The sequence below is a fragment of the Dechloromonas sp. H13 genome, from assembly GCF_009469615.1.
Classification (GTDB): Bacteria; Pseudomonadota; Gammaproteobacteria; order Burkholderiales; family Rhodocyclaceae; genus Azonexus.
On the sequence record NZ_SSXX01000001.1, the window covers coordinates 785701 to 809097 of the forward strand.

Below are 23397 nucleotides of genomic sequence, written 5' to 3' on the forward strand. Positions count from 1 at the left end.
TAAACGCAAGGTACAGCAGAGTCGATCGGTTGCGGTCAACGGTACAAAGTGACCATTTTTTCCAGCGCCAGCGGCTTGATGCGGCTGGCCTGCCCGGCCGCGCCGAAGGCTTCGAAACGCTGGCGGCAGACATCGCGCGCCGCCGCCACCGCCGCCTTGAGGAAGGCGCGCGGGTCGAATTCCTCCGGCTTCTCGGCCATCGCCCTGCGCATGGCGCCGGTCATGGCGAGGCGGATGTCGGTGTCGATATTGACCTTGCGCACACCGTGGCGGATGCCCTCGACGATCTCGGCAACCGGCACGCCGTAGGTTTCCTTGATCGCGCCGCCGTACTGGCGGATCACCGCCAGCCATTCCTGCGGCACGCTGGATGAGCCGTGCATGACCAGGTGGGTGTTCGGGATGCGCGCGTGGATGGCCTTGATGCGGTCGATGGCGAGGATTTCGCCGGTCGGCGGGCGGGTGAACTTGTAGGCGCCGTGGCTGGTGCCGATGGCGATGGCCAGCGCGTCGACGCCGGTCTTTGCGACGAAGTCGGCGGCCTCGTCAGGGTCGGTCAGCAGTTGCGCATGATCCAGCTTGCCGGCGGCGCCGATGCCGTCCTCCTCGCCCGCCTCGCCGGTTTCCAGCGAGCCGAGGCAGCCCAGTTCGCCCTCGACCGAGACGCCGATGGCGTGCGCCATCTCGACGACCTTGCGCGTAACCTCGACGTTGTAGGCGTAGGTGGTCGGCGTCTTGCCGTCGCTGCCCAGCGAGCCGTCCATCATGACGCTGGAGAAGCCGCTGCGCATCGACTGCTGGCAGACGGCCGGCGAGGTGCCGTGGTCCTGGTGCAGGCAGACCGGGATGTCCGGGTACTGCTCGATGGCGGCCTCGACCAGCTTGCGCAGAAAGGGCTCGCCGGCGTACTTGCGGGCGCCGGCCGAGGCCTGCAGGATCACCGGGCTGTCGCAGGCTTCGGCGGCCTGCATGATGGCCTGGATCTGCTCCATGTTGTTGACGTTGAAAGCGGGCAGGCCGTAGCCGTGCTCGGCGGCGTGGTCGAGCAGCTGGCGCAGGGATATGAATGCCATGACGTATCCTCAGTGCGCACGCGGCTGGCTGATGTGCTGCACCAGGCGCAGCAGGTTGCAGGTGTAGCCGTACTCGTTGTCGTACCAGGCCACCACCTTGACGAAGCTGCGGTCGAGGGCGATGCCCGCCTCGGCGTCGAAGACCGAGGGCTGCGCGCAGCCGCGGAAGTCGGTCGACACTACCTTGTCGCCGGTGTAGCCGAGGACGCCCTTGAGCGGGCCGGCGTCGGCGGCGGCGCGCATGGCGGCGCAGATGTCCGCATAGCTGGCTTCGTTTTCCAGCTCGACGGTCAGGTCGACCACCGAGACATCCGAGGTCGGCACGCGGAAGGCCATGCCGGTCAGCTTCCTGTCGAGCGCCGGGATCACCTTGCCAACCGCCCGCGCGGCGCCGGTCGCCGACGGAATGATGTTCTCCAGGATGCCGCGGCCGCCGCGCCAGTCCTTGTTGGAGGGGCCGTCGACCGTCTTCTGCGTGGCGGTGGCGGCGTGCACCGTGCTCATCAGGCCGCGCTTGATGCCGAAGCGGTCGTGCAGCACCTTGGCCACCGGCGCCAGGCCGTTGGTCGTGCACGAAGCTGCGGAAACGACGTCCTGTCCGGCATAGGTTTCGTGATTGACACCGTAGACGAACATCGGCGTATCGTCCTTGGCCGGCGCCGACTGCACCACCCGGCGGGCGCCGGCGGCGAGATGGCCGGCGCAGCGTTCGCGGGTCAGGAAGAGGCCGGTCGCCTCGATGACGACGTCGGCACGCACATCCTCCCAGGCCAGCGCCAGCGGATCCTTCTCGGCGCTCAGGCGGATGCGCCGGCCGTCGACCCAGAGGTCGTTGCCGTCGACCACGATCTCGCCGGGAAAGCGGCCGTGCACCGAGTCGTGGCGAAGCATGTAGGCGAGGTAGTCCGGTTCGAGCAGGTCGTTGATGGCGACCACCTCGAGATCGGCAAACTCCGCCTCTTTGGCGATGGCCCGGAAGGCCATGCGCCCGATACGGCCGAAGCCGTTGATTGCCACCCGTATGGGCATGGTTTGTCTCCTGATGGTTTGAATTCCGGGGGCCGCTTACAGGTCGCCGTCGCTGGCGCTTTCGCGGGCGATGGTTTCGACGACGACGCGCCCGAGGCGGGCGGCAGTCAGGCCGAAACGCTCGTAGAGGGCGGGCGCCGGGGCGGATTCACCGAAGCGGTCGAGGCCGACCACCTCGCCGTCGAGGCCGACGTACTTGCACCACGGGTCCGGGTGGCCGGCCTCGATGGCGATGCGCAGCAGGTCGGGCGGCAGGACGCGCTTCCTCCATGCCGTCGGCTGGCGGTCGAAACGCTCGCAGCAGGGCATCGAGACGACGCGCACGGCGACGCCGGTGGCGGCCAGTTCGCGCTGCGCGGCGAGGGCGATGGCGACTTCGGAGCCGGTGGCGATCAGTACCGCCTGCGCCGGCCCGTCGGCCTCGGCGAGCACGTAGCCGCCGCGCGCGATGTCGTCGGCGCGGCCGGCCCGGTCGCCACATTGCGGCAGGTTCTGGCGCGACAGGAAGAGGGCCGACGGCCCGTCGCGGCGCTCCAGCGCCTCGGCCCATGCGACGGCCGTTTCCAGTTCGTCGCAGGGGCGCCAGACGTCGAGGCCGGGAATCAGGCGCAGGCTGCCGACGTGCTCGACCGGCTGGTGGGTCGGGCCGTCCTCGCCGAGGCCGATCGAGTCGTGGGTCAGGACATGGACGACGCGCTGCTGCATCAGGGCGCTCATGCGGATGGCGTTGCGCGCGTAATCGGAGAAGACGGCGAAGGTGCCGCCGTAGGGGATCAGGCCGCCGTGCAGGGCGACGCCATTCATGATCGCCGTCATGCCGAATTCGCGCACGCCGTAGGAAATGTAGTTCGCCACGCGGTCGACCGCAGCCGTGTGCAGGGCGACGCTGTCTCGGCCGGCGGTCAGGTTGGAGCCGGTGAGGTCGGCCGAGCCACCGAGTAGTTCCGGCACGCGGCCGATCAGGCGGTCGAGGCAGTTCTGCGACGACTTGCGGGTGGCGACAGCGCCTTCCCGGGCGCCCGCCGCGGCGAGCAGTTCGGCGCGGATTTCCGGCCACTGCCCGGGCAGCGCACCGGCCTGGGTGCGCACGAATTCGGCGGCGAGTTCCGGGTACTGGCCGCGGTAGGCGGCGAAGCGGGCCTGCCAGTCGGCTTCGGCGGCGGCGCCGGCGGGGCGCGCATCCCAGGCGGCGCGCAGGCTGTCCGGCACTTCGAACGGCGCGTGCGGCCAGTTGAGGGCGGCGCGCGTCGCTGCCGCCTCCTCGGCGCCGAGCGGCGCACCGTGCACGTCGTGGCTGCCGGCCTTGTTGGGCGACCCCCAGCCGATCTGCGTGCGGCAGACGATCAGGGTCGGCTTGCCGCTCATCGCCTTCGCTTCGGCGATGGCGGCGGCGACCGCCGCCCAGTCGTGGCCGTCGATCGGGCCGACGACGTGCCAGCCGTAGGCGCGGAAGCGGGCCGGCGTGTCGTCGCGGAACCAGCCATCGACGTGGCCGTCGATCGAGATGCCGTTGTCGTCGTAGAAGCAGGTCAGCTTGTCGAGCCCCCAGACACCGGCCAGCGAGCAGGCTTCGTGGCTGACACCCTCCATCAGGCAGCCGTCGCCGAGGAAGACCCAGGTGCGATGATCGACGACGGCGTGCCCCGGCCGGTTGTAGCGCTGCGCCAGCAGCTTCTCGGCGAGCGCCATGCCGACGGCGTTGGTCAGGCCCTGGCCGAGCGGGCCGGTGGTGGTCTCGACGCCGGGCGTGTGGCCGACTTCCGGGTGGCCGGCGGTGCGGCTGCCGAGCTGGCGGAAGTTCTTCAGGTCGTCGAGGCCGAGGTCGTAGCCGGTCAGGTGCAGCAGGGCGTAGAGCAGCATCGAGCCGTGGCCGTTGGAGAGCACGAAGCGGTCGCGGTCCGGCCACTGCGGGTTGGCCGGGTTGTGCCGGATGTGGTCGCGCCACAGCACTTCGGCGATGTCGGCCATGCCCATCGGCGCGCCAGGGTGGCCGGATTTGGCCTTTTCGACGGCGTCGACCGCAAGGAAGCGGACGGCGTTGGCCAGTTCGCGGCGGAAGGTGGTTTCGGTCTGGTTGCGATCCATGTCTCTCTCCATTGGCTTTCGTTCAGGCGCGGCGCTTGAGGTCCATCAGGCGCAGGACCATCGGGGTGAAGATCATCTGCATGGCGAGGCCCATCTTGCCGCCGGGCACGACCAGCGTGTTCGGGCGGGTGAGCATGGAACCGTGCAGGATGTTGAGCAGGTACTGGAAGTCGATGCCCTTGGGGTTGGCGAAGCGGATCACCACCATGCTTTCGTCGGCGGTCGGGATGTCGCGGGCGATGAAGGGGTTGGAGGTATCGACGATGGGCACGCGCTGGAAATTGACGTGGGTGCGCGAGAACTGCGGGCACAGGTGGCTGACGTAGTCCGGCATGCGGCGCAGGATGGTGTCGGTCACCGCCTCCTGCGAGTAGCCGCGCATCTTCTGGTCGCGGTGCAGCTTCTGGATCCATTCGAGGTTGATGATGGGGACGACGCCGACGCAGAGATCCACCTGCTTGGCGATGTCGATCTTCTCGTCGGCCCAGGCGCCGTGCAGGCCCTCGTAGAACATCAGGTCGGTGCCGGCCGGGATGTCCTGCCAGGGCGTGAAGGTGCCCGGCTCCTGCTTCCAGGGTTCGGCCTCGCCGGCGTCGTGCAGGTACTTGCGGACCTGGCCGCTGCCGCGCGTGCCGTAGTTGATGAAGAGTTGCTCGAGTTCGGCGAGCAGGTTGGCCTCGGGGCCGAAATGGCTGAAGTTGCGGTTGCCCTTCTCCTCCTGCGCCTTCATCTCGGCGCGCATGGCGAGTCGGTCGTAGCGATGGAAGGAGTCGCCCTCGACGATCTGGGCGTTGAGCTTTTCGCGGCGGAAGATGTGCTGGAAGCTCTGCATCACCGTGCTGGTGCCGGCGCCGGACGAGCCGGTGATGGCGATGATGGGGTGTTTGACGGACATGGGACTCTCCCTGCGGATTTGAATGCGGTGGCTCAGGCGGTGTCGCGGAACAGGGAGCGTTCCGAGAACAGCGGCGAGACGAAGGGGCGGTCGGCGCCGGTATCGTATTCGTGGTGGTAGCGTTCGACGCGCTCGACCTCGTTCTTCGAGCCGAGGATGACCGGCACGCGCTGGTGCAGGCTTTCCGGTGCCACGTCGAGGATGCGCTCGCGGCCGGTGCTCGCCGCGCCGCCAGCCTGCTCGATCAGCATCGCCATCGGGTTGGCCTCGTAGAGCAGGCGGAGCCGCCCGGGCTTGGCCGGGTCCTTGTTGTCCTTGGGGTAGAGGAAGATGCCGCCGCGGATCAGGATGCGATGCACCTCGGCGACCAGCGAGGCGATCCAGCGCGTGTTGAAGTCGGTGCCGCGCACCCCGGATTTGCCGGCCTTGCACTCGGCGACGTAGCGCTGCACCGGCGGCTCCCAGAAGCGTTCGTTCGAGGTGTTGATGGCGAACTCGCGGGTCTCTTCCGGCACCCGGATGGCGGGATGGGTGAGGATGAAGTTGCCGCTTTCGCGGTCGAGCGTGAAGCCGTGCGTGCCGTTGCCCAGCGTCAGCACCATCATGGTCGACGGGCCGTAGATGGCGTAGCCGGCGGCCACCTGCTCGGCGCCGGGACGCAGGTAGTCGTCCGGCGCGGCGTCGCCTGCGGTCGACCGCTGCAGGATGGAGAAAATGGTGCCGACCGAGACATTGACGTCGCTGTTCGACGAGCCGTCGAGCGGGTCGAACACCAGCAGGTAGCGGCCGCGCGGGTATTCGGCGGGAATCGGATAGGGGTCGTCCATCTCCTCGGAGGCCATGCCGGCCAGCTGGCCGCCCCACTCGCAATGGCGCAGGATGGCCTCGTTGGTCAGCACGTCGAGCTTCTTCTGCACCTCGCCCTGCACGTTGGTGCTGTCCAGCGCCCCCAGGCTGCCGCCCAGCGCGCCCTTGGCGACCATCGCCGAGATCGTCTTGACGGCGGCGGCGACGTCGATCAGCAGGGCGCCGAGCTCGCCGTGGCTGGCGCGGGTGTGTTCGATGACAAACTTGGATAAGGTCGTGCGGCCGAATTGCATGGTGTCTCCAATCATTCTTGTATTACTGCCTTGCGACAAAAGATAAGTGAATTCTTAATTAAGGCATAGTCAGACTTTCTTAATAACGCAATAAGCGATCACTTATTAAAAGATGCTTAAGGCGCCCTTCAAAAATCCTGACTAGGGCCGAAGCGCGGCAGCGGCTATCGTTGCCACGTATGAACACACTCAAAGCCCTGATCTTCGACGTCGACGGCACGCTCGCCGAAACCGAGCGCGACGGCCATCGCCCCGCCTTCAACCTCGCCTTCGCCGAGCACGGCTTGCCCTGGCACTGGGATGAAGCCCGCTACGGCGACCTGCTCGACGTCACCGGCGGCAAGGAGCGCATCCGCCATTACGCCGGGCAGGACGCGCCGGAAATGCTGGCCGACCCCGCCTTTCCCGAACTGGTGAAACGCCTGCACGCAGCCAAGACCGCGCATTACGTGCGCCTTGTCGCCGCCGGCAGGCTGGCGCTGCGGCCCGGCGTCGCCGAACTGATCGCCGCCGCGCGGCGCGCCGGCATCCGCCTCGCCATCGCGACCACCACCTCGCCGGACAATGTCGACGCCCTGCTGCGCGCCACGCTGGGCGACGAGGCGCCCGGCTGGTTCGCGGTCATCGGCGCCGGCGACATCGTGCCGGCCAAGAAGCCGGCGCCGGACATCTACCGGTGGGTGCTCGCCCGCCTCGGCCTGCCCGCCGCCGACTGCCTGGCCATCGAGGATTCGGAAAACGGCCTGAAATCGGCGTCGACCGCAGGGCTGCGCTGCCTGGTGACGATCAGCGAATACACGCGGGACCAGGATTTCAGCGAGGCCGCCGCCGTGCTCGACGACCTCGCGCAGGTGTCGCCGGGCGAGGTGCTGGCACTGCCCGGCGCGGCTTGAACGGCCGTTCGCTGCGACAGGGCGGAAACGACGGGCGGAAAAAAGCCCGCTCGGAGAGCGGGCCGGGAATCCCTCGCTTGCCGCCGGAGAGCGCAGCGGACAGCGCGAGGGGGAGGAGACATTCGTCGGGCGATGCCGCCCGCCGGCTCAGAGGACGACCGTGATTTCCTCGCGGCGCACCAGTTCCTGTTCGAGCAGGGCGCCGTCCAGGGCCAGGGCGTCCTGGGCCGACAGCAGGCCGACGGCGGCGCCGCTGTCGTCGATCACCGGCATGTGCCGATAACCGCCCTCGTACATCAGGTGCAGGGCATGGCCGAACGGCTTGTCGATATGGATCGTTTGCGGATCCTTCGTCATCACGTGGGCGACGTGGATGGTGTCGAGCGGGCAGCTCAGCGCGACGCAGCGGAACACGATATCCCGCTCGGTAAAGATCCCCAGCAGCCGGTCGCCGTCGACGACGAGCACGGCCGAGGATTTCCATTCCTTCATGATGAAGGCGCATTCGCGGATGGAGTGGTTGGGAGCGACGGTCGGGAAGGGGCGATTTCTCAATACGTCACGAATCGGGCGGTAAGGCATGGCATCTCCTTTCAATGGGAACCGGAAAAGCAGATGAACTGATTGCGCAAGGCATCCGGCAACGGGATGCTCCGGCGATCGGGAAAGACCGGGAGGGGCACTGTTCCGCGAATGGTTATGCATAATTCAAGCCATTATCCATTGGTAAATAAACCCAATAAAAACAGTCGGATATAAATTCCCGATGGCGCCGGCCGGCGGCGCCATGCGCCAGTCTGGTGAATGGCAGGCCGAACGGAACCCAAATTGGTGCCAAAGCCCGTCTGCCGTGGCATGGAACTGTCGCGCGCCGGCCGGGCCAAACCACTACACTTCCGGCTTCCCGCTTCCCCACCATTTCCGCCACGATGCATGGCCACCCCGCCCACCCTGCCGACCGCTGCCGAACCGCGATGACGCACCCATGAACTTCCTCGCCCACGCCGTGCTGGCCGGCGACGACCCGGCGCTGATCGTCGGCGGCGTGGTCGGCGACTGGATCAAGGGGCCGCTCCCCGGCCTGCTGCCGGCCGACCTGGCGCGTGGCGTCGCGCTGCACCGCGCCATCGACAGCCACGCCGAAACCCACCCCGCCTTCCAGCGCAGCCGCGCCCGGATCTCGCCGGCGCGGCGTCGCTACGCCGGCGTCTTCGTCGACATCTTCTACGACCACCTGCTCGCCCGCGACTGGCCGGCGCAGCACCCGCCGCTCGCCGGCACCTGCGCGATCATCTACCGCCACATCGCCGCCCGCACGCCCGAGTTGCCGGACCACGCCCGCCACGCCATGGCCCTGATGGCGGACGAGAACTGGCTCGCCAGCTACGCCGGCCTGACCGGCATCGCCGATGTGCTGCGCCGCATGAGCCGGCGCGCGCGCCAGCCGAACCCGCTGGCCGGCGGCGAGGTGGAGTTTCTGGCGGATGCCGCCGGGTTCCAGGCGGATTTCGCATGCTGGTACGCCGACGCGCAGGCCTTCGCCGCCGCCTGGCGTGTGCCGGCGGAGGCCGGACCAGGCTGATTTTCGGCAGTTTTTTCCGGTCGACCGCAGCAGACGATGCCGGCACCGGCCGGGCGATCAATGATCAACCGCCAGGCCTTGGGAAGAATCAACGAGGGCCGACGCGGTTGACCGGGCCACCCCGGTTGCCAGGTACGCCGACGTTTCCGGCTGCGCCGGGCTGGTTGATGCCAGGGTCGACAACACCGGCGCCAGGCGCGCCCACACCCACGCGAGCACGCGGAACACCAACGTTGCCGGCCGCACCGGGTTGATTTATGCCGGGATCGACTACGCCTGCACCAGGTGCGCCACGACCCGGGGCCGCCACACACCCCTTTGGCACGCCCACCGACTTGCAATAAACAACCGCGTTGGCGGTCGGCACGACAAACACGCCGGCCAACACTGCAACCAAAAATATACGGAACATGCTTTTCTCCTTAAACAGGTTCAAAAATTACCTCTGGCGATAGATGAACCGGAAGCGGCCCGGATTGAATGAAAATTTGCCCCCACAATCAGAACTCGACCTTGATGCCCTTGGCCTTCGCCACGGCGAGAACAGCATCGAAGACTTTCGCGTGATCCCACGGCGCGTCCGCAGCCTCGTTGCGGAACTCGCGGAAGGCCTGCTCGACGTTCATGTACAGGCGCGCCGGGGCCTTCCATCCGCCGTAGGGTCCGAAATCGATCTTCTTCGATGCCTCCAGGGCGCTCAACCCCTGCCCGAAGCAGCGCTTCGACTCCTCGCGCACGTATTCGAGGTAGGCCTTCATCTCCATCGCACCCTCGATCCCGCACACCGGTCCGTGTCCGGGGACGATGACCTCCGGCTCAAGCGAGACGATGAGATCGAGAACCTTGAGCCATTTTTCGTAAGTGCCGTTCCAGCCCATGGGGGTGCACTCGCGGAAGATCACGTCGCCGGCGAAGACGACCTTTTCCTCGGGCACGTGGATGATCGTGTCACCGATCTGGTGGCACGGCCCCACGTAGATGAGGTAAACCTCCGTGCCGTCGAGATCCAGCACATGCCGCTCGTCGAACACGGTGGTCGGTAGCACCAGCTTGATGCCGTCGAAGTCGTAGTCCTGCTTCAGTTGCCGGGCAACCGCCAGCGCCCCGGGGTGCAGGGCATTGAGCAGCAGGCGCGTGAGGAAGCGATCGGACCCCTTGATCAGTTGCCGGGTCTCCTCCGGATCGGCAACCTGCGGCATCAGTTCCCTGACCTTCCGGTGCGCGATGATTTCGGCACCCTCGAAGAGCTGGTTCCCCCAAACGTGGTCGCCGTCCTCGTGGGTATTGATCACGCGCTTGGGCATGTCGCGCCAGACCTTGCCGAACAGCTTGATCATCTGGCGTCCGTGCGGCAGGTCCGACTGCGTGTCGATCACCACGCCGCCGCCCAGGTTGATGAGTCCCGAGTTGGCATCGCACACGAGGTTCCTCTCGTTCAGCACGGCGAAGCAGTTGGCGCTGACCTGTTCCAGTTTCATGCCTTCGCCCTCCTGTCGCCACGAGGTTTCATCATGGCGATATCAACGCACGGGAGCAAGCCCTGGCGCCTTTGACGAAGGCGCCCCCCAGCCCCCTACTTTTCGCCTTTCAGCCGCTTCGAACCTTCCAACAGCGGGTGCCAGCCGAAGACGAGCGAAACCATGAAGCTGTCCATCTGCAGATCCCCGGGGCCGTTGTCGTTGACGGTCGACTTGTAGCCGAAAGTCAGGTTCAGGTTGTCGTTGATCGTGTAGCCCAGGGTCAGGCCGATACCGACATTGTTGAGTTTCTTCCCCTGCGTGACGCCGTTGATGCTTGCCTGGCCGCCGCTGTACCAGGCCGCGTCGAGGGAGCCCCAGAACTGTTCCGTGAAGTCGCGTGTCAGGTGAGCGTCGAGCTGGAACATGGGGTCGGTCTTCAGGGTCTGCCCGACATAGTCGGTGTTGTCGCCGAACATCCAGACCGCCGGCAGGAACTCCAGCGTCGTGCGCCGGCCCGGCACCCAGTCGCCGAGCTGCCAGATAACGGGGAGACCCACCCGGCCGTACCAGCGGTTCTGGCCGATGTTGAGCGGCTTGCTGCTGTCGTACTCGCCGATCGGCAGGGCGAGGTCGGCGAGCAGGTCGAGCGAGAAGCCCGGCTCGTAGCGCAGCGCGTCGGGAATGTTCTTCTGCGCCTTCGGGCCGATGAGGTTGATGTTGAATTCGAGCATCGGGTCGCCGAAACCGCTGGCCGACTGGTTGAACGTGCGGCCACCCACGGTCACGTCGCCCGAGATGCGCCCCATCGGCACGATGACCGCGGCGATCGCCGAGCGGTCGAACAACGCGAAGGTGTGCGCGTAACCGACCAGGGCCATGGTCGCGTCGAAATTCGCGCCGGGCGTCACGGTGTGTGCCGGGTCGAACGGGTTGGTGTTGCCGCTCACCGAATTGACGATGACCGGCACCGCATTCGCATCGCTCAGCCCGCGCAGGTAGAAGCGCCCCGGTGTCTGCGCCTGCGCCGCCGTCGTGCAAAGCGCGCCGACGACCGTCAGCACTGCGGCCACCCGGCGTGACCAGTGTGTCTTGTTCATGATGCCTCCCTCGTGAAAAAAAGAAATTTGGCCCGGCGATTGAAGTGGCGTCGCGCCACCGTTCACAGCTGGGGATCGGCCACCATTTCCTTCGGTGGCACGAATTGCCGCTTGTAGATCAGCGGCGGGTAGCCGGCATCGTCGGCGACGCGCGGCGGCAGCGAATCCTCCAGGGTTTCGAAGGGGGAACGACTGGGCAGGATCACATTGTTGGCCTGGACGTAGTCGTTCCAGGTCGCGAGCATTTCCTTCATCTTGTCGGGCCGCTCCGCCGCGAGGTCGATACGCTCGGCCGGGTCATTCTTGAGGTTGAACAGTTCCCACCCGCCCTTGCCGAACGGCTTGTACTGCCAGCGCAGCTTCCAGTCGCCCTTGCGCACCGCGCGATTGCCGAATACTTCCCAGCCCAGGTAATCCTGCGCCGTGCGGGGCGACTCGACCTGCCCGCCGAGCATCGGCCCCCAGGATTTGCCCATGAGCGGTGGCAACTCGTGCCCCCCGGACGTCTTCCCGGGATACACGGTACCGGCCGCTTCGAGCAGGGTCGGCATGATGTCGGCAACGTGCATCACACCGTGGTTGATGCTGCCCGCCGGCCGCTTGACCAGCGGGCCGCTGACGACGAGGGCATTGCGGATGCCGCCCTCGGCGACCCAGCCCTTGTACTGGCTGAAGGGGGTCATCGAGACCTGCGCCCACATCGGGCCGTAACCGACGTAGGAACCGGGATCGCCCCAGGCGTTGGGATGGGTCTGCGACCACGTGATCGCCGCATAGAGGAAGTCGCGCGTGCCGGGTTTTCCCGCGATCTGGGCGAAGAGGTCGGTACCCTCGGCGCCGTTGTCGCCAAAGACGATGAAGACCGTGTTGTCGTACTCGCCGATCTCCTTGAGGTGGTCGATGAGGCGCCCGATGTGGAAATCCATGTTCTCCACCATGCCGGCGTAGAGCTCCATTTTCTTGCCGAGAATCGCCCGACTCGCCGGCGCCAGCACGATGGGGTCGGGCACGAACCACATGCGTTCGGCGACCTGTGTCCCGGCGGGCATGATGCCGAGCTCGACCTGCCGCTTCAGGCGTTCCGCCCGCACCGCGTCCCACCCCTTGTCGTACTCGCCGACGTGGCGATTGCGCCAGTCATGCGGCAGATGATAGGGATCGTGCGGCGCCTGGTGGGCGACATAGGCGAAGAAGGGCTTGCCGTCGCCGCGGTTGGCGTCGATGAAGCCAATCAGCTTGTCGGTATAGGTCTTGGTCGCGTAATAGTCATCGGGCAGTTTCGTCAGATAGCGCCCGTCCTCGGTGAACACGGACAGGGGCGACGCTCCAGTGAAATTGGTCATGTCCCAGTAGCTGCCGGCGCCGTCGAGCAGCGAGAAGTCGCGCTCGAAGCCGCGCGCCGCCGGTATCTGCTCCGGATTTTTGCCGAGATGCCACTTGCCGACCATGTAGGTGTGGTAGCCGGCATCGCGGAGCAGTTGCGGCAGCGTGGCGACCCGGTCGTTGAGATAGCCCTCGTAGCCGACCGCGCCGCGCTGGTTGGGCGCCGTCCATTCGTCCATGTTGCCGAGCCCGTTGCGATGGGTATCGACGCCGCTCAGCAGCGTCGCCCGCGTCGGGGAACAGCTCGGGTTGGTGTAGAAATTCGTGAAGCGCACGCCCTTTTTGGCGAGGGTGTCCAGATTGGGGGTTCTGATCTCGCCGCCGAAGGAACCCATGTCGGAAAACCCCATGTCATCGCCGAGAATGACGACGATGTTCGGCCGGCGGGGCGTGTCCGCCGCAATGGCGAGGTCCGACACGGCCAGCGTCGCCAGCATGCCGACGATACCGAGGAGCCCCGCCAGCCAGCGGCGACCGGATGACTTCCCGTCCGCTGCGCGGGCCGAAGCCTGTCCCGCGCTTTCCTTCTCCAGACTTGCCATGCCAAATTTCCCTTGCTCGACCAGGATTGCCGGGCCGGTATGTTTTCGTCGATCGCACCGGCACTCCTGTCTCCGGTCGCACCATGCCACCGGGCATGTTGATCGGGTGTCGTGCCACGCCGGCGCAGGCGGCGTTTCCCGCTGCTACACTTGCGCCTGGCCTGGTCGGGGATCTTGTCCTCCGGGCCATACCCCGCAGCCGACCGGCGGGACAAAGTGTGCTGCCGGGCCATCTGGGGCGTCTATCGGAATTCCGCAAAAGACAAAAAATCGTGAGCTCGCCAGCCACCAGCAACCTGCCCGCTGTCACCGTGGTCGACATCACCGACCCGGCAGACGCCAACGCCGGCATCGAACTGATCGATCTGGATGCAGTCCAGCTGCAGTCGGAACCCTTTCGCGCGCACCGCGTGGTGGTTCGCGCCGGCGCCGCCACGGTGGTCTTCCATTCGAGCAACGTCCGCCTGCGGAGCCGAACGAGCGTTGCCGCCGGGCAGGTCGCCTACGTCGTCTTCGGCCCGCGCTCGACCGGGAGTATCAACGGCACCCCCGTTCATCCCGGGCTGATGCTGGCGGCAGGCACGACGGCAGAAGCCAGGTTCGTCGTCGATGCCGGCTGGGAAAGCGTCACCCTTCTGCTGCCGGCGCAGGATATCCGCGCCCATCTGGCGGCCCGCCAGCGCGCCAACAGACTGCCGCAGCCGCGCGAGATCGTGACGCTCGAAGCCGACCCGGCAGCGGTCGGCCGGTTGTTCGACCGCGGCAGGCAATTGACGGAGACTGCCGCAGCGCAGCCGGCCCTCTTCAACGAGCGGCAGGACGAATTGCCGGCGCTGCAGGTCGACCTGCTCGAGAACCTGCTGGCGGCCATCGGCCAGGCCAGAGTTTTCGAACCGGACGGCAGCGACCGGACCCGGCAGCGGCGCAGCCTCATCGTCAAGGCCGCCGAGGACTATGCCCTGGCGCAGAATGGCGCCCATCTCTACGTTTCCGATCTGTGCCGGGTCACCGGGGTCAGCGAGCGTTCACTGGAATACGCCTTCAAGGAAGTCATGGGGCTGACGCCGGTGGCCTTTCTGAGCCGGCTGCGACTGCATCGCGTCCACCAGGCGCTGCTGGCGGCGACGCCGGGATCGACCACCGTCGCGGCCGAGGCGCTGCGCTGGGGCTTCTGGCACTTCGGTGAATTCGCGCGCACCTACCACGACTGTTTCGGGGAACTGCCGTCGGATACGCTGCAGCGGACGCGATAGCAGGCAGCGCGACTGAACGAGCCTGATTTTTGGCCCATTTTTCCGGTCGACCGCAGTCGGCGATTTCGCACCACATGCGCCGGGCAATCCCTTTGCCCAGATTGATCGCGCCTGTTTCCCGCGGAGCGAGCGGCGCCCTACCGAGTCACTTCAGTCTCACGACGTAGAGAACGATCTCGCTATTGCCGACGTTTTTGACCGTGTATTGCGGCCCCGGCTCCTGAAGCTGCACCTCGCCGGTTTTCCACTCCACCTTTTCGGTCTTGCCGTCGGCGTAGGTCCGCAGCATGGTCCCGCCCTGCAGCGCCCGCACGACCCGGGTTGCCGACGTCGACGGGGTAGTCACTTCACCCGGCTTCTGCCGGATCTCCAGCACCTGCAGGCGGTCGCTTTCCGCCAGCACCGCCCTGCTGGCCTGTCCCTTTTCATCCGCCACGGCGAGCGGAATGGCTGCGGTCAGCAACGAAACGAGCAGCGCCCCACGGTACAACCGATTGAACGTTTTCATGGTCGACATCTCCTTGTGGATTGGCGGCCGGGCCCGCATCAGGGCGCTACCGGAAAACCCTTCTTGAATTCGATCCGGGTGAGGTGGAAGGTCTTGCTATCCAGGTTCTTGACCGAGTGCGCCGCCTGCGGCGGCATCTTGATCACCAGCGGCAGCTCGATCTTGTCCGGCAGGGGGAGCTTCTGCTCCTTCCCGTCCTTGTCGAAGTCGGCGAGCTTGGTCAGCGAATCGATCACCAGCACGCTGGGCCACGGGTGGTGGTGCAGCTTTTCCGTCTCGCCCGGCCTGACCGTCACCGACAATACCCGGATGTCGTCGTTTTCGAAGATGACCTTGTGATTCCTGGCACCCGACCGCGTGGCTTCCAGCTTCGGGTTCCATGTCGCGGGATCCGTTCCGTCGGTGCTGATCGGCATCTCTCCCCAGGCAAGCCCGGCGGCGAAGATCAATGGCATGGCAGCGACTGCTTTCGCGATGTTCATTTTCATTCCCCCATGAAAAAGACATGAATTGGACCCGGTGGCTGCCGCAGCGTTCCATGACATTGCCACATCGTCGCCCCTGCCTGTCGGTCAGCGCCCTGCCGGCGCGAAATCATCAGCAACAACTGAACATTCAGATAAAAATACGTGACTATTATTTATCTTTAGACCTTCCTAATATTCGATCCATCAACGCTGCCCCGACGAACAAACCAAGGAGACAACACGATGGACCAATCGAACCGCTACGCCGACCTGAGCCTCAAGGAAGCCGACCTGATCGCCGGCGGCAAACACATTCTGTGCGCCTACCGGATGAAACCCAAGGCCGGCCACGGCTACCTCGCCGCCGCCGCCCACTTCGCCGCCGAGTCGTCGACCGGCACCAACGTCGAGGTGTGCACCACCGACGATTTCACCAAGGGCGTCGATGCCCTGGTCTATCACATCGACGAGGCGAGCGAGGACATGCGCATCGCCTACCCGCTCGACCTGTTCGATCGCAACATGATCGACGGCCGCATGATGATGGTTTCCTTCCTGACGCTGACCATCGGGAACAACCAGGGCATGGGCGACATCGAGCACGCCAAGATGGTCGATTTCTACGTGCCGCGCCGCGCCATCGAGCTGTTCGACGGCCCATCGAAGGACATTTCCGATCTCTGGCGCATCCTCGGCCGGCCGGTCAAGGATGGCGGCTACATCGCCGGCACCATCATCAAACCCAAGCTCGGCCTGCGCCCCGAGCCCTTCGCCCGCGCCGCCTACGAATTCTGGCTGGGCGGCGATTTCATCAAGAACGACGAGCCGCAGGGCAACCAGACCTTCGCGCCGATGCAAAAGACCATCCCGCTGGTCTACGACGCGATGAAGCGGGCGATGGACGAAACCGGCGAGGCCAAGTTGTTCTCGGCCAACATCACGGCCGACGACCACCACGAAATGGTCGCTCGCGGCGAATACATCCTGCGCACCTTCGGCCCGGATGCCGACAAGGTCGCCTTCCTGGTCGACGGTTACGTCGGCGGCCCGGGCATGATCACCACGGCGCGCCGCCATTTCGCCAACCAGTACCTGCACTACCACCGCGCCGGCCACGGCGCCGTCACCTCGCCCTCGGCCAAGCGCGGCTACACCGCCTACGTGCTGGCCAAGATGAGCCGCCTGCAGGGCGCCTCCGGCATCCACGTCGGCACCATGGGCTACGGCAAGATGGAAGGCGACAAGGACGACCGCGCCTGCGCCTACATCATCGAGCGCGACAGCTACACCGGCCCGGTCTATCACCAGGAGTGGTACGGCATGAAGCCGACGACGCCGATCATCTCCGGCGGCATGAACGCCCTGCGCCTGCCCGGCTTCTTCGACAACCTCGGCCACGGCAATGTCATCAACACGGCCGGCGGCGGTTCCTACGGCCACATCGACAGCCCGGCCGCCGGAGCCCGCTCGCTGCGCCAGGCCTACGAATGCTGGAAGGCCGGCGCCGACCCGGTGGACTGGGCACGCTCGCACTATGAATTCGCCCGTGCCTTCGAGTCCTTCCCGCAGGATGCCGACCAGCTCTACCCGGGCTGGCGCCACAAGCTGCGGCCGGCAGCCTGACCCCACCGACCACCCCGCTGCGGCGGGGTTTTTTGTCGCCGGTGGCCGGACGGTGCATTTCAATTTTGGTCATTTTTGCCGGTCGACCGCAGCAGCCCCCGCCACCGACGACGCACGGCGTTAAACTCCGGCTTATCGAACACTCTCCAGTTTCGAGCCGCCCTGAACATGAACTTCATCCGCACCCTGACGCTCCGCCAGTTGCAGATCTTCGTCGTCGCCGCCCGCCACCTGAGCTATGCGCGCGCCGCCGAGGAACTGCACCTGACGCCACCGGCCGTCTCGATGCAGCTCAAGCAGCTGGAAGACAATGTCGGCCTGCCGCTGTTCGAACGCCTGGGCCGCGGCGTCGCGCTGACCGATGCCGGCGACCTGCTGATGCACCACGCCCTGCGCGTGCTCGGCGAGATCAAGGACGCCGAGGCCAACCTGCAGGGTCTTCTCGGCGCCGAGGTCGGCCAGCTGTCGGTCGGTCTGGTCAGCACCGCCAAGTACTTCATGCCCAAGCTGCTCGCCAGGTTCTCGCAGGAGCACCCCGGCATCGAGGTGCAATTCACCGTCGGCAACCGCGAGGCCCTGCTCCAGAAGCTGCAGGACAACGCCATCGACCTCGCCGTGATGGGCCGCATCCCGCTCGAGATCGACGCCCACGCCGAACCGATGGCCAGCCACCCCTACGTGCTGATCGGCCCGGCCGACCATCCGCTGCGCGCAGCGCAGCGCTTCGACCTGCACGAGCTGCGCCACGAGACCTTCCTGCTGCGCGAGGAAGGCTCGGGTTCGCGCCGCGTCGCCGAGGAGATGTTCAAGAACCACCTTTTCACCCCGGCACGCACCATCAGCATGGGCAGCAACGAGACGATCAAGCAGGCGGTGATGGCCGGCATGGGCATCGCGCTGATTTCGCTGCACACCCTGCCGCTCGAACTGAAGACCGGCGAAATCAGCCTGCTCGACGTGGTCGGCACGCCGGTCGAGCGCACCTGGTACGTCGTGCACATGAACAGCAAGCGCCTGCTGCCGGCCGGCCAGCGCTTCCGCCAGTACCTGCTCGAACAGGCGGCGCCCGGGCTGGAACAGGAATTCGGCCGCTACCTTGCGACGCGCGCTGCATCCGCGACTTGATACGCTACAATCTGGTGCACCGCAACATGAGCCCACCCACCCCGATCATGCATCCCCGCCTGACGCTCGCCGGACTGGAAGAGCACCCGCTCCGCCAGCGCCTCAACAACGAATTCCATGCCCGGCCGCCGGTGCCGCTGGTCGGGGCGATGCTCGTCTCGCACCTGGTCTTCAAGCACAGCGCGACGACGGCGCAGGCCGAGCGCGACAACCTCGCCAAACTGTGCCAGGGGCAGGTCTGCAACTCGATCGAAAGCTCCGACTCGCACATGATGCTGGAGACCGGCGCCTTCCGCATGCGCTGGGAACTGCACACCGAGTTCTCCAGCTACACCTTCTTCCGCCCGCTGGCCAGCGGCGAGGAACTGCACCCGGACGTCACCGCCTTCGACGCCGTGCACCCGGAATGGCTGACCGGCATTCCCGGCAAACTGATGGTGGCGACCCACGTCGAGTTGCGGTCGACCGCCGAAATCAGCCCGGAATCGGTGCTCGCCAGCCTGTCGCCGAGCGGCCGCACGATGGTCGCCGCCCGCGTCGCCGACGAGGCCGCCTGGATCTTCACCGACTTCAAGATCGACAACGGCTTCTCGCGCTTCCTCGTCCTCAACGCCGGCATGACCCAGCGCCAGACCGGGCGCACCGTGCAGCGCCTGGTCGAGATCGAGACCTACCGGATGATGGCCCTGCTCGGCCTGCCGGTCGCCAAGGAAGTCGGCCGCTGGCTTTACAAGAGCGAAAAGCAGCTGGCCGAACTGATGGACCGCATCGGCCAGGCGCGCGGCGCGCAGGACGAGCGCGACGTGCTGGCCGCGCTGTCGGCACTGGCCGCCGAGGTCGAGCACTCGGTAGCGCGCACCACCTTCCGCTTCGGCGCCGCGCGCGCCTATCACGGGCTGGTCATGCAGCGCATCGGCGAACTCCGCGAGCAGCGTATTTCCGGCCTGCCGACCTTCTACGAATTCATGGAGCGGCGCCTGCTGCCAGCGATGAACACCTGCGAGGCGATCAGCCGCCGCCAGGAGGAACTCTCGGCCCGCGTCGCGCGCAACAGCCAGTTGCTGCGCACCCGCGTAGACATCGAGCTGGAGCGCCAGAACCAGGAACTGCTCGGCCAGATGAACAGCCGCGCCAAGCTGCAGCTGCGCCTGCAGGAAACCGTCGAGGGACTGTCGGTCGTCGTCCTCACCTACTACGGCTCGCAGCTGGTGCAGTACCTGGCCAAGGGCACCAAGGACTTCCACCATCTCAACACCGACGTGATCACGGCGCTCTCGATCCCGGTCATCGCCGGCGTCGTCGCCTGGGGCACCCGGCGCATGCGCAGGAAGCTCGCAGCCGAAGAGGGCGAAGGCGCGCATTAATTTATAATTGGCGTTTTGCCTTCGGGAAATCCGCCGTGACCGCACCGCTCTTCGAATCCTCCATCACCAGCCTGCCGCTCATTTCCAAGGGCAAGGTCCGCGACATCTACGCGGTCGACGCCGACAAGCTGCTGATCGTCACCACCGACCGCCTGTCGGCCTTCGACGTCATCCTGCCCGACCCGATCCCGAAGAAGGGCGCGGTGCTACAGGCGGTCGCCAATTTCTGGTTCGAGAAGCTCGGCCACATCGTGCCCAACCAGCTGACCGGCATCGACCCGGAAACGGTCGTCGCCGAGAACGAGCGCGAGCAGGTGCGCGGCCGCGCCGTCGTCGTCAAGCGCCTGAAGCCGCTGCCGATCGAGGCCGTGGTGCGCGGCTACGTGATCGGTTCCGGCTGGAAGGACTACCAGCAGACCGGCGCCATCTGCGGCATCGCCCTGCCGGCCGGCCTCAAGATGGCGGCCAAGCTGCCGGCGCCAATCTTCACGCCGGCGACCAAGGCCGAAGTCGGCGACCACGACGAGAACGTCTCCTACGAGCAGGCCGCCGCCAACTGCGACGCGGCGCTCGCCGAGGCGCTCAAGGGCACCGGCAAGACCGGCGCCCAGCTCTGCGCCGAGGCGCGCGACGCGGCCATCCGTCTCTACGAGGAAGCCGCGGTCTACGCTGCGACACGCGGCATCATCATCGCCGACACCAAGTTCGAGTTCGGCATCGACGCCGCCGGCACCCTGCACCTGATCGACGAGGCGCTGACCCCCGACTCCTCGCGCTTCTGGCCGGCCGACCAGTACGCCGAAGGCAGCAACCCGCCGTCCTACGACAAGCAGTACGTGCGCGACTACCTGGAAACCCTGGACTGGGGCAAGAAGGCGCCCGGCCCGAAGCTGCCGGCAGACGTCATCGCACGGACCAGCGCCAAGTACCTCGAAGCCTGCGAGCGCCTGACCGGCAGAACTTTGTAAGCCGGCGACGCGAACCCGGCGCGCCGCGCCGGGTCAAACGAGCGTTATCCCAAGGGAGGAAACGCTCATGAAAACCTCGTTCGACCATTTCGGCCAGGTCAACGCCCTGCCCGCGGTCCGCCACGTAGCGGCAAGCCGGATCGCCGCCTGGCTCGGCGCCGGCTGGCGCGACCTCAAGGCCAACCCGATTCCCAGCCTCGCCTACGGGCTGCTGTTCGGCATCGGCGGCGACCTGATCCTGCTCGCCAGCTTCGGCCATCCGCACCTGTTCACGGTCGCCGTGTCGGGCTTCTTCCTCGTCGCCCCGCTGCTCGCCGCCGGACTCTACGAACTGAGCCGTCAGCACGCCCAGGGCGTTCATCCCATCTTCGTCGAATCGCTGCGCGCCTTCCGCAGCAACGGCCAGTCGATCGCCCTCTTCGGCCTCGTGCTGGCGCTCATCACCGTGCTCTGGGAACGCACTTCGGCGATCGCCTTCGCCCTGCTCGGCGACGCGACGGCCGCCGATGTCGGCCAGTTCCTGGCGCAGGTCGTCGCCGGCGGCGGACATACGACTTTCGTGATCGCCTGGTTCGTGCTCGGCGGCATGCTCGCCCTGCTCACCTTCGCGCTCAGCGTCGTTTCAGTGCCGCTCATGCTCGACCGCGACAGCGACTTCGTGACCGCGATGCTGACCAGCCTGCACGCCTTCGCCGCCAATGCCGGCGTCCTGCTGCTGTGGGCGGCGACCATCGTCGCCCTTACCCTGTTCGGCTTCGCGACGCTGCTCTTCGGACTTGTCGTCATCATGCCGATTCTTGGCCACGCCTCGTGGCACGCCTATCGCGACCTTGTAGAATAGATGCATCCAGCCAACCCGACGGGCGGCACGACCGCCCGTTTTTCACGCCCGAACCAATGAACGCCAATCCCCTGCTCGATTTTTCCGATCTTCCCCGTTTCGACCTCGTCCAGCCGGAACACGTCAAACCGGCCATCGAATCGCTGTTGACCGCAGGACGCGACCTGATCGAACGCCTGACCGCCGACACGACGCCCGCCACCTGGCCGGATTTCGCCGGCGCGCTGGCCACGGGTCTGGAGCCTTTCGGCCGCGCCTGGGGCATCGTCGGCCACCTGCATTCGGTCAACGACGTGCCGGCCTGGCGTGAGGCGTACAACGAAATGCTGCCCGAGGTGTCGCGCTTCTATGCCGAGCTCGGGCAGAACCTGAAGTTGTTCGAGAAGTACAAGGCGCTGCGCGCCAGCCCGGAATACGCGACGCTGACGCGCGAGCAGAAGAAGGTCGTCGACAACGAGGTGCGCGACTTCCGCCTGTCAGGCGCCGAACTGCCGGAAGAGCAGAAGCCGCGCTTCCAGGCGATCATGGAGGAGCTGTCGCAGCTTGCCGCCAAGTTCTCGGAAAACCTGCTCGACGCGACCAACGCCTTCGCCGAGATCGTCACCGACGAGGCCCGGCTCGCCGGCCTGCCCGACGACGTGAAGCAGGCGGCGCGCGACGCCGCTGCAAAGGCCGGGGTCGCCGGCTGGAAATTCACCCTGCACGCGCCGTCCTACGGCCCGGTCATGCAGTACGCCGACGACCGCGAGCTGCGCGCCCGCATGTACCGCGCCTACGCCACCCGCGCCGCCGAATTCCACGACGGCTCCAGCAAGCCGGAGTGGGACAACACGCCGGTTATCCGGCGCATGCTGGAACTGCGCCGGGAGGATGCGCAGATGCTCGGCTACCGGAATTTCGCCGAGGTCTCGCTGGTGCCCAAGATGGCCGACACGCCCGAGCAGGTCCTGGCCTTCCTGCGCGAACTGGCGGCCAAGGCGAAGCCCTTCGCCGAGAAGGACATGGCCGAACTGCTGGCCTTCGCCAGCGATGAACTGGGCATCGCCGACTTCCAGCCGTGGGATGCCGCCTACGTTTCCGAAAAGCTGCTGCAGGCGCGCTATGCCTTTTCCGAGCAGGAGGTGAAGCAGTACTTCACCGAACCCAAGGTCGTCGCCGGGCTGTTCCAGGTCATCGAGAGCCTGTTCAACGTCCGGGTCAAGCCGGACAGCGCGCCGGTGTGGCACGAGGACGTGCGCTTCTACCGCATCGAGACGCCGGCTGGCGACCTCGTCGGCCAGTTCTACATGGACCTCTACGCCCGCGAGACCAAGCGCGGCGGCGCCTGGATGGACGAGGCACGCGCGCGGCGGCGGGCGGCCGGCGGCATCCAGAAGCCGATCGCCTACCTGAACTGCAACTTCGCCCGCCCGGTCGGCGACAAGCCGGCCACCTTCACCCACGACGAGGTGACCACCCTCTTCCACGAAAGCGGTCACGGCCTGCACCACCTGCTGACGCGCGGCGAGGAACTGGGCGTCTCCGGCATCCACGGCGTCGAATGGGATGCCGTCGAGCTGCCCTCGCAGTTCATGGAAAACTACTGCTGGGAATGGGACGTGCTGCAGGGCATGACCGCGCATGTCGACAGCGGCGCGCCACTGCCGCGCGAACTGTTCGACAAGATGCTGGCGGCGCGGAATTTCCAGAGCGGCATGATGACCGTGCGCCAGCTGGAGTTCTCGCTCTTCGACATGCTGCTGCATTCGGAATTCGACCCCGCCGGGACGTCGACCGCGCTCGACCTGCTCGCCGAGGTCCGCAAGGAAGTGGCCGTCCTCGTCCCGCCCGCCTGGCACCGTTTCCCGAACAGCTTCTCGCACATCTTCGGCGGCGGCTACGCGGCCGGCTATTTCAGCTACAAGTGGGCCGAGGTGCTGTCGGCCGACGCCTACGCCGCCTTCGAGGAAGCCGGCGACCCGTTCGACGCGACGGTCGGCAAGCGTTTCCTCGACGAGATCCTGGCGGTCGGCGGGTCGCGCCCGGCGATCGAGTCGTTCATCGCCTTCCGCGGCCGCGAACCGAGCGTCGACGCCCTGCTCCGCCACAGCGGTATGATTGCGGCGTAAC

20 protein-coding genes are annotated in these 23397 nt (G+C 66.5%); 9 read left to right on the forward strand and 11 right to left on the reverse strand.

Going from position 1 to position 23397, the window contains the following annotated elements; translation table 11 throughout:
• Positions 1–35 precede the first annotated feature (35 nt).
• The 5 genes from fba to GH660_RS03845 are packed head-to-tail and all read right to left on the reverse strand — an operon-like array spanning position 36 to position 6182.
• A complete protein-coding gene (fba, locus tag GH660_RS03825; RefSeq protein ID WP_153145232.1) occupies positions 36–1073 on the reverse strand; it encodes a class II fructose-bisphosphate aldolase in 1038 nt (345 codons plus the stop codon).
• A gap of 9 nt (positions 1074–1082) precedes the next feature.
• Positions 1083–2102, reverse strand: coding sequence for a type I glyceraldehyde-3-phosphate dehydrogenase (gene gap / locus GH660_RS03830; protein ID WP_153145233.1), 1020 nt, complete (start codon positions 2100–2102; stop codon positions 1083–1085).
• 36 nt (positions 2103–2138) lie between these two features.
• Positions 2139–4187, reverse strand: a complete 2049-nt coding sequence (gene tkt, locus GH660_RS03835) for a transketolase (protein WP_153145234.1) — start codon at positions 4185–4187, stop codon at positions 2139–2141.
• A gap of 22 nt (positions 4188–4209) precedes the next feature.
• On the reverse strand, positions 4210–5082 hold the full coding sequence (locus GH660_RS03840; protein ID WP_153145235.1) for a phosphoribulokinase: 873 nt from the start codon (positions 5080–5082) through the stop codon (positions 4210–4212).
• Between the two features lie 32 nt (positions 5083–5114).
• On the reverse strand, positions 5115–6182 hold the full coding sequence (locus GH660_RS03845; RefSeq protein WP_153145236.1) for a class 1 fructose-bisphosphatase: 1068 nt from the start codon (positions 6180–6182) through the stop codon (positions 5115–5117).
• Between the two features lie 179 nt (positions 6183–6361).
• On the opposite strand from GH660_RS03845, the gene GH660_RS03850 reads away from it, so the two are divergent.
• Positions 6362–7075, forward strand: coding sequence for an HAD family hydrolase (locus tag GH660_RS03850; protein WP_153145237.1), 714 nt, complete (start codon positions 6362–6364; stop codon positions 7073–7075).
• 147 nt (positions 7076–7222) lie between these two features.
• Here the strand turns inward: GH660_RS03850 and GH660_RS03855 are convergent, their stop codons facing one another.
• Entirely contained in the window at positions 7223–7657 is a 435-nt protein-coding gene (locus GH660_RS03855; RefSeq protein WP_153145238.1) for a cyclic nucleotide-binding/CBS domain-containing protein, read from the reverse strand.
• A gap of 403 nt (positions 7658–8060) precedes the next feature.
• Here GH660_RS03855 and GH660_RS03860 point away from each other — a divergent pair, with 403 nt between their 5' ends.
• Positions 8061–8657, forward strand: coding sequence for an ACP phosphodiesterase (locus GH660_RS03860; protein ID WP_153145239.1), 597 nt, complete (start codon positions 8061–8063; stop codon positions 8655–8657).
• 500 nt (positions 8658–9157) lie between these two features.
• Here GH660_RS03860 and GH660_RS03865 read toward each other — a convergent pair whose 3' ends face one another.
• From GH660_RS03865 to GH660_RS03875, 3 genes are all read right to left on the reverse strand, one after another.
• Positions 9158–10135 (reverse strand): MBL fold metallo-hydrolase, encoded by a 978-nt coding sequence (locus GH660_RS03865; RefSeq protein ID WP_153145240.1) that lies wholly within the window; start codon positions 10133–10135, stop codon positions 9158–9160.
• A gap of 95 nt (positions 10136–10230) precedes the next feature.
• Positions 10231–11214 carry a transporter gene (locus GH660_RS03870; RefSeq protein WP_153145241.1) on the reverse strand — a complete coding sequence of 328 codons (984 nt, stop codon included), beginning with the start codon at positions 11212–11214 and terminating at the stop codon, positions 10231–10233.
• Between the two features lie 62 nt (positions 11215–11276).
• Positions 11277–13139 (reverse strand): arylsulfatase, encoded by a 1863-nt coding sequence (locus tag GH660_RS03875; protein WP_153145242.1) that lies wholly within the window; start codon positions 13137–13139, stop codon positions 11277–11279.
• Between the two features lie 272 nt (positions 13140–13411).
• Between GH660_RS03875 and GH660_RS03880 the strand changes: the two genes are divergently transcribed.
• Positions 13412–14392 (forward strand): helix-turn-helix domain-containing protein, encoded by a 981-nt coding sequence (locus GH660_RS03880; protein WP_194266223.1) that lies wholly within the window; start codon positions 13412–13414, stop codon positions 14390–14392.
• Positions 14393–14537: 145 nt separating this feature from the next.
• On the opposite strand, the gene GH660_RS03885 is transcribed toward GH660_RS03880, so the two are convergent.
• Together GH660_RS03885 and GH660_RS03890 are read right to left on the reverse strand one after the other, a co-directional pair.
• On the reverse strand, positions 14538–14900 hold the full coding sequence (locus tag GH660_RS03885) for a hypothetical protein (RefSeq protein WP_153145244.1): 363 nt from the start codon (positions 14898–14900) through the stop codon (positions 14538–14540).
• Between the two features lie 38 nt (positions 14901–14938).
• Positions 14939–15382 (reverse strand): hypothetical protein, encoded by a 444-nt coding sequence (locus GH660_RS03890; protein WP_153145245.1) that lies wholly within the window; start codon positions 15380–15382, stop codon positions 14939–14941.
• Between the two features lie 228 nt (positions 15383–15610).
• Between GH660_RS03890 and GH660_RS03895 the strand changes: the two genes are divergently transcribed.
• The 6 genes from GH660_RS03895 to GH660_RS03920 all read left to right on the forward strand — a co-directional run bounded on the left by GH660_RS03895 (position 15611) and on the right by GH660_RS03920 (position 23396).
• On the forward strand, positions 15611–16990 hold the full coding sequence (locus GH660_RS03895; protein WP_153145246.1) for a ribulose-bisphosphate carboxylase: 1380 nt from the start codon (positions 15611–15613) through the stop codon (positions 16988–16990).
• Positions 16991–17158: 168 nt separating this feature from the next.
• Positions 17159–18115: a LysR family transcriptional regulator gene (locus GH660_RS03900; RefSeq protein WP_153145247.1), complete on the forward strand. Its 957-nt coding sequence runs from the start codon at positions 17159–17161 to the stop codon at positions 18113–18115.
• A 26-nt stretch (positions 18116–18141) separates the two neighbouring features.
• Entirely contained in the window at positions 18142–19479 is a 1338-nt protein-coding gene (locus GH660_RS03905) for a DUF3422 family protein (protein WP_228276348.1), read from the forward strand.
• A gap of 35 nt (positions 19480–19514) precedes the next feature.
• Positions 19515–20447, forward strand: a complete 933-nt coding sequence (locus GH660_RS03910; RefSeq protein WP_153145248.1) for a phosphoribosylaminoimidazolesuccinocarboxamide synthase — start codon at positions 19515–19517, stop codon at positions 20445–20447.
• 67 nt (positions 20448–20514) lie between these two features.
• On the forward strand, positions 20515–21288 hold the full coding sequence (locus GH660_RS03915) for a DUF2189 domain-containing protein (RefSeq protein ID WP_153145249.1): 774 nt from the start codon (positions 20515–20517) through the stop codon (positions 21286–21288).
• A 56-nt stretch (positions 21289–21344) separates the two neighbouring features.
• Positions 21345–23396 carry a M3 family metallopeptidase gene (locus tag GH660_RS03920; RefSeq protein WP_194266224.1) on the forward strand — a complete coding sequence of 684 codons (2052 nt, stop codon included), beginning with the start codon at positions 21345–21347 and terminating at the stop codon, positions 23394–23396.
• Position 23397 lies beyond the last annotated feature (1 nt).

Bases quoted from the DNA above. Each gene is read 5' to 3' on its own strand.
- fba (WP_153145232.1), bottom strand. From the start codon at position 1,073: ATGGCATTCATATCCCTGCGCCAGCTGCTCGACCACGCCGCCGAGCAC.
- gap (WP_153145233.1), bottom strand. From the start codon at position 2,102: ATGCCCATACGGGTGGCAATCAACGGCTTCGGCCGTATCGGGCGCATG.
- tkt (WP_153145234.1), bottom strand. From the start codon at position 4,187: ATGGATCGCAACCAGACCGAAACCACCTTCCGCCGCGAACTGGCCAAC.
- GH660_RS03840 (WP_153145235.1), bottom strand. From the start codon at position 5,082: ATGTCCGTCAAACACCCCATCATCGCCATCACCGGCTCGTCCGGCGCC.
- GH660_RS03845 (WP_153145236.1), bottom strand. From the start codon at position 6,182: ATGCAATTCGGCCGCACGACCTTATCCAAGTTTGTCATCGAACACACC.
- GH660_RS03850 (WP_153145237.1), top strand. From the start codon at position 6,362: ATGAACACACTCAAAGCCCTGATCTTCGACGTCGACGGCACGCTCGCC.
- GH660_RS03855 (WP_153145238.1), bottom strand. From the start codon at position 7,657: ATGCCTTACCGCCCGATTCGTGACGTATTGAGAAATCGCCCCTTCCCG.
- GH660_RS03860 (WP_153145239.1), top strand. From the start codon at position 8,061: ATGAACTTCCTCGCCCACGCCGTGCTGGCCGGCGACGACCCGGCGCTG.
- GH660_RS03865 (WP_153145240.1), bottom strand. From the start codon at position 10,135: ATGAAACTGGAACAGGTCAGCGCCAACTGCTTCGCCGTGCTGAACGAG.
- GH660_RS03870 (WP_153145241.1), bottom strand. From the start codon at position 11,214: ATGAACAAGACACACTGGTCACGCCGGGTGGCCGCAGTGCTGACGGTC.
- GH660_RS03875 (WP_153145242.1), bottom strand. From the start codon at position 13,139: ATGGCAAGTCTGGAGAAGGAAAGCGCGGGACAGGCTTCGGCCCGCGCA.
- GH660_RS03885 (WP_153145244.1), bottom strand. From the start codon at position 14,900: ATGAAAACGTTCAATCGGTTGTACCGTGGGGCGCTGCTCGTTTCGTTG.
- GH660_RS03890 (WP_153145245.1), bottom strand. From the start codon at position 15,382: ATGAACATCGCGAAAGCAGTCGCTGCCATGCCATTGATCTTCGCCGCC.
- GH660_RS03895 (WP_153145246.1), top strand. From the start codon at position 15,611: ATGGACCAATCGAACCGCTACGCCGACCTGAGCCTCAAGGAAGCCGAC.
- GH660_RS03900 (WP_153145247.1), top strand. From the start codon at position 17,159: ATGAACTTCATCCGCACCCTGACGCTCCGCCAGTTGCAGATCTTCGTC.
- GH660_RS03905 (WP_228276348.1), top strand. From the start codon at position 18,142: ATGAGCCCACCCACCCCGATCATGCATCCCCGCCTGACGCTCGCCGGA.
- GH660_RS03915 (WP_153145249.1), top strand. From the start codon at position 20,515: ATGAAAACCTCGTTCGACCATTTCGGCCAGGTCAACGCCCTGCCCGCG.
- GH660_RS03920 (WP_194266224.1), top strand. From the start codon at position 21,345: ATGAACGCCAATCCCCTGCTCGATTTTTCCGATCTTCCCCGTTTCGAC.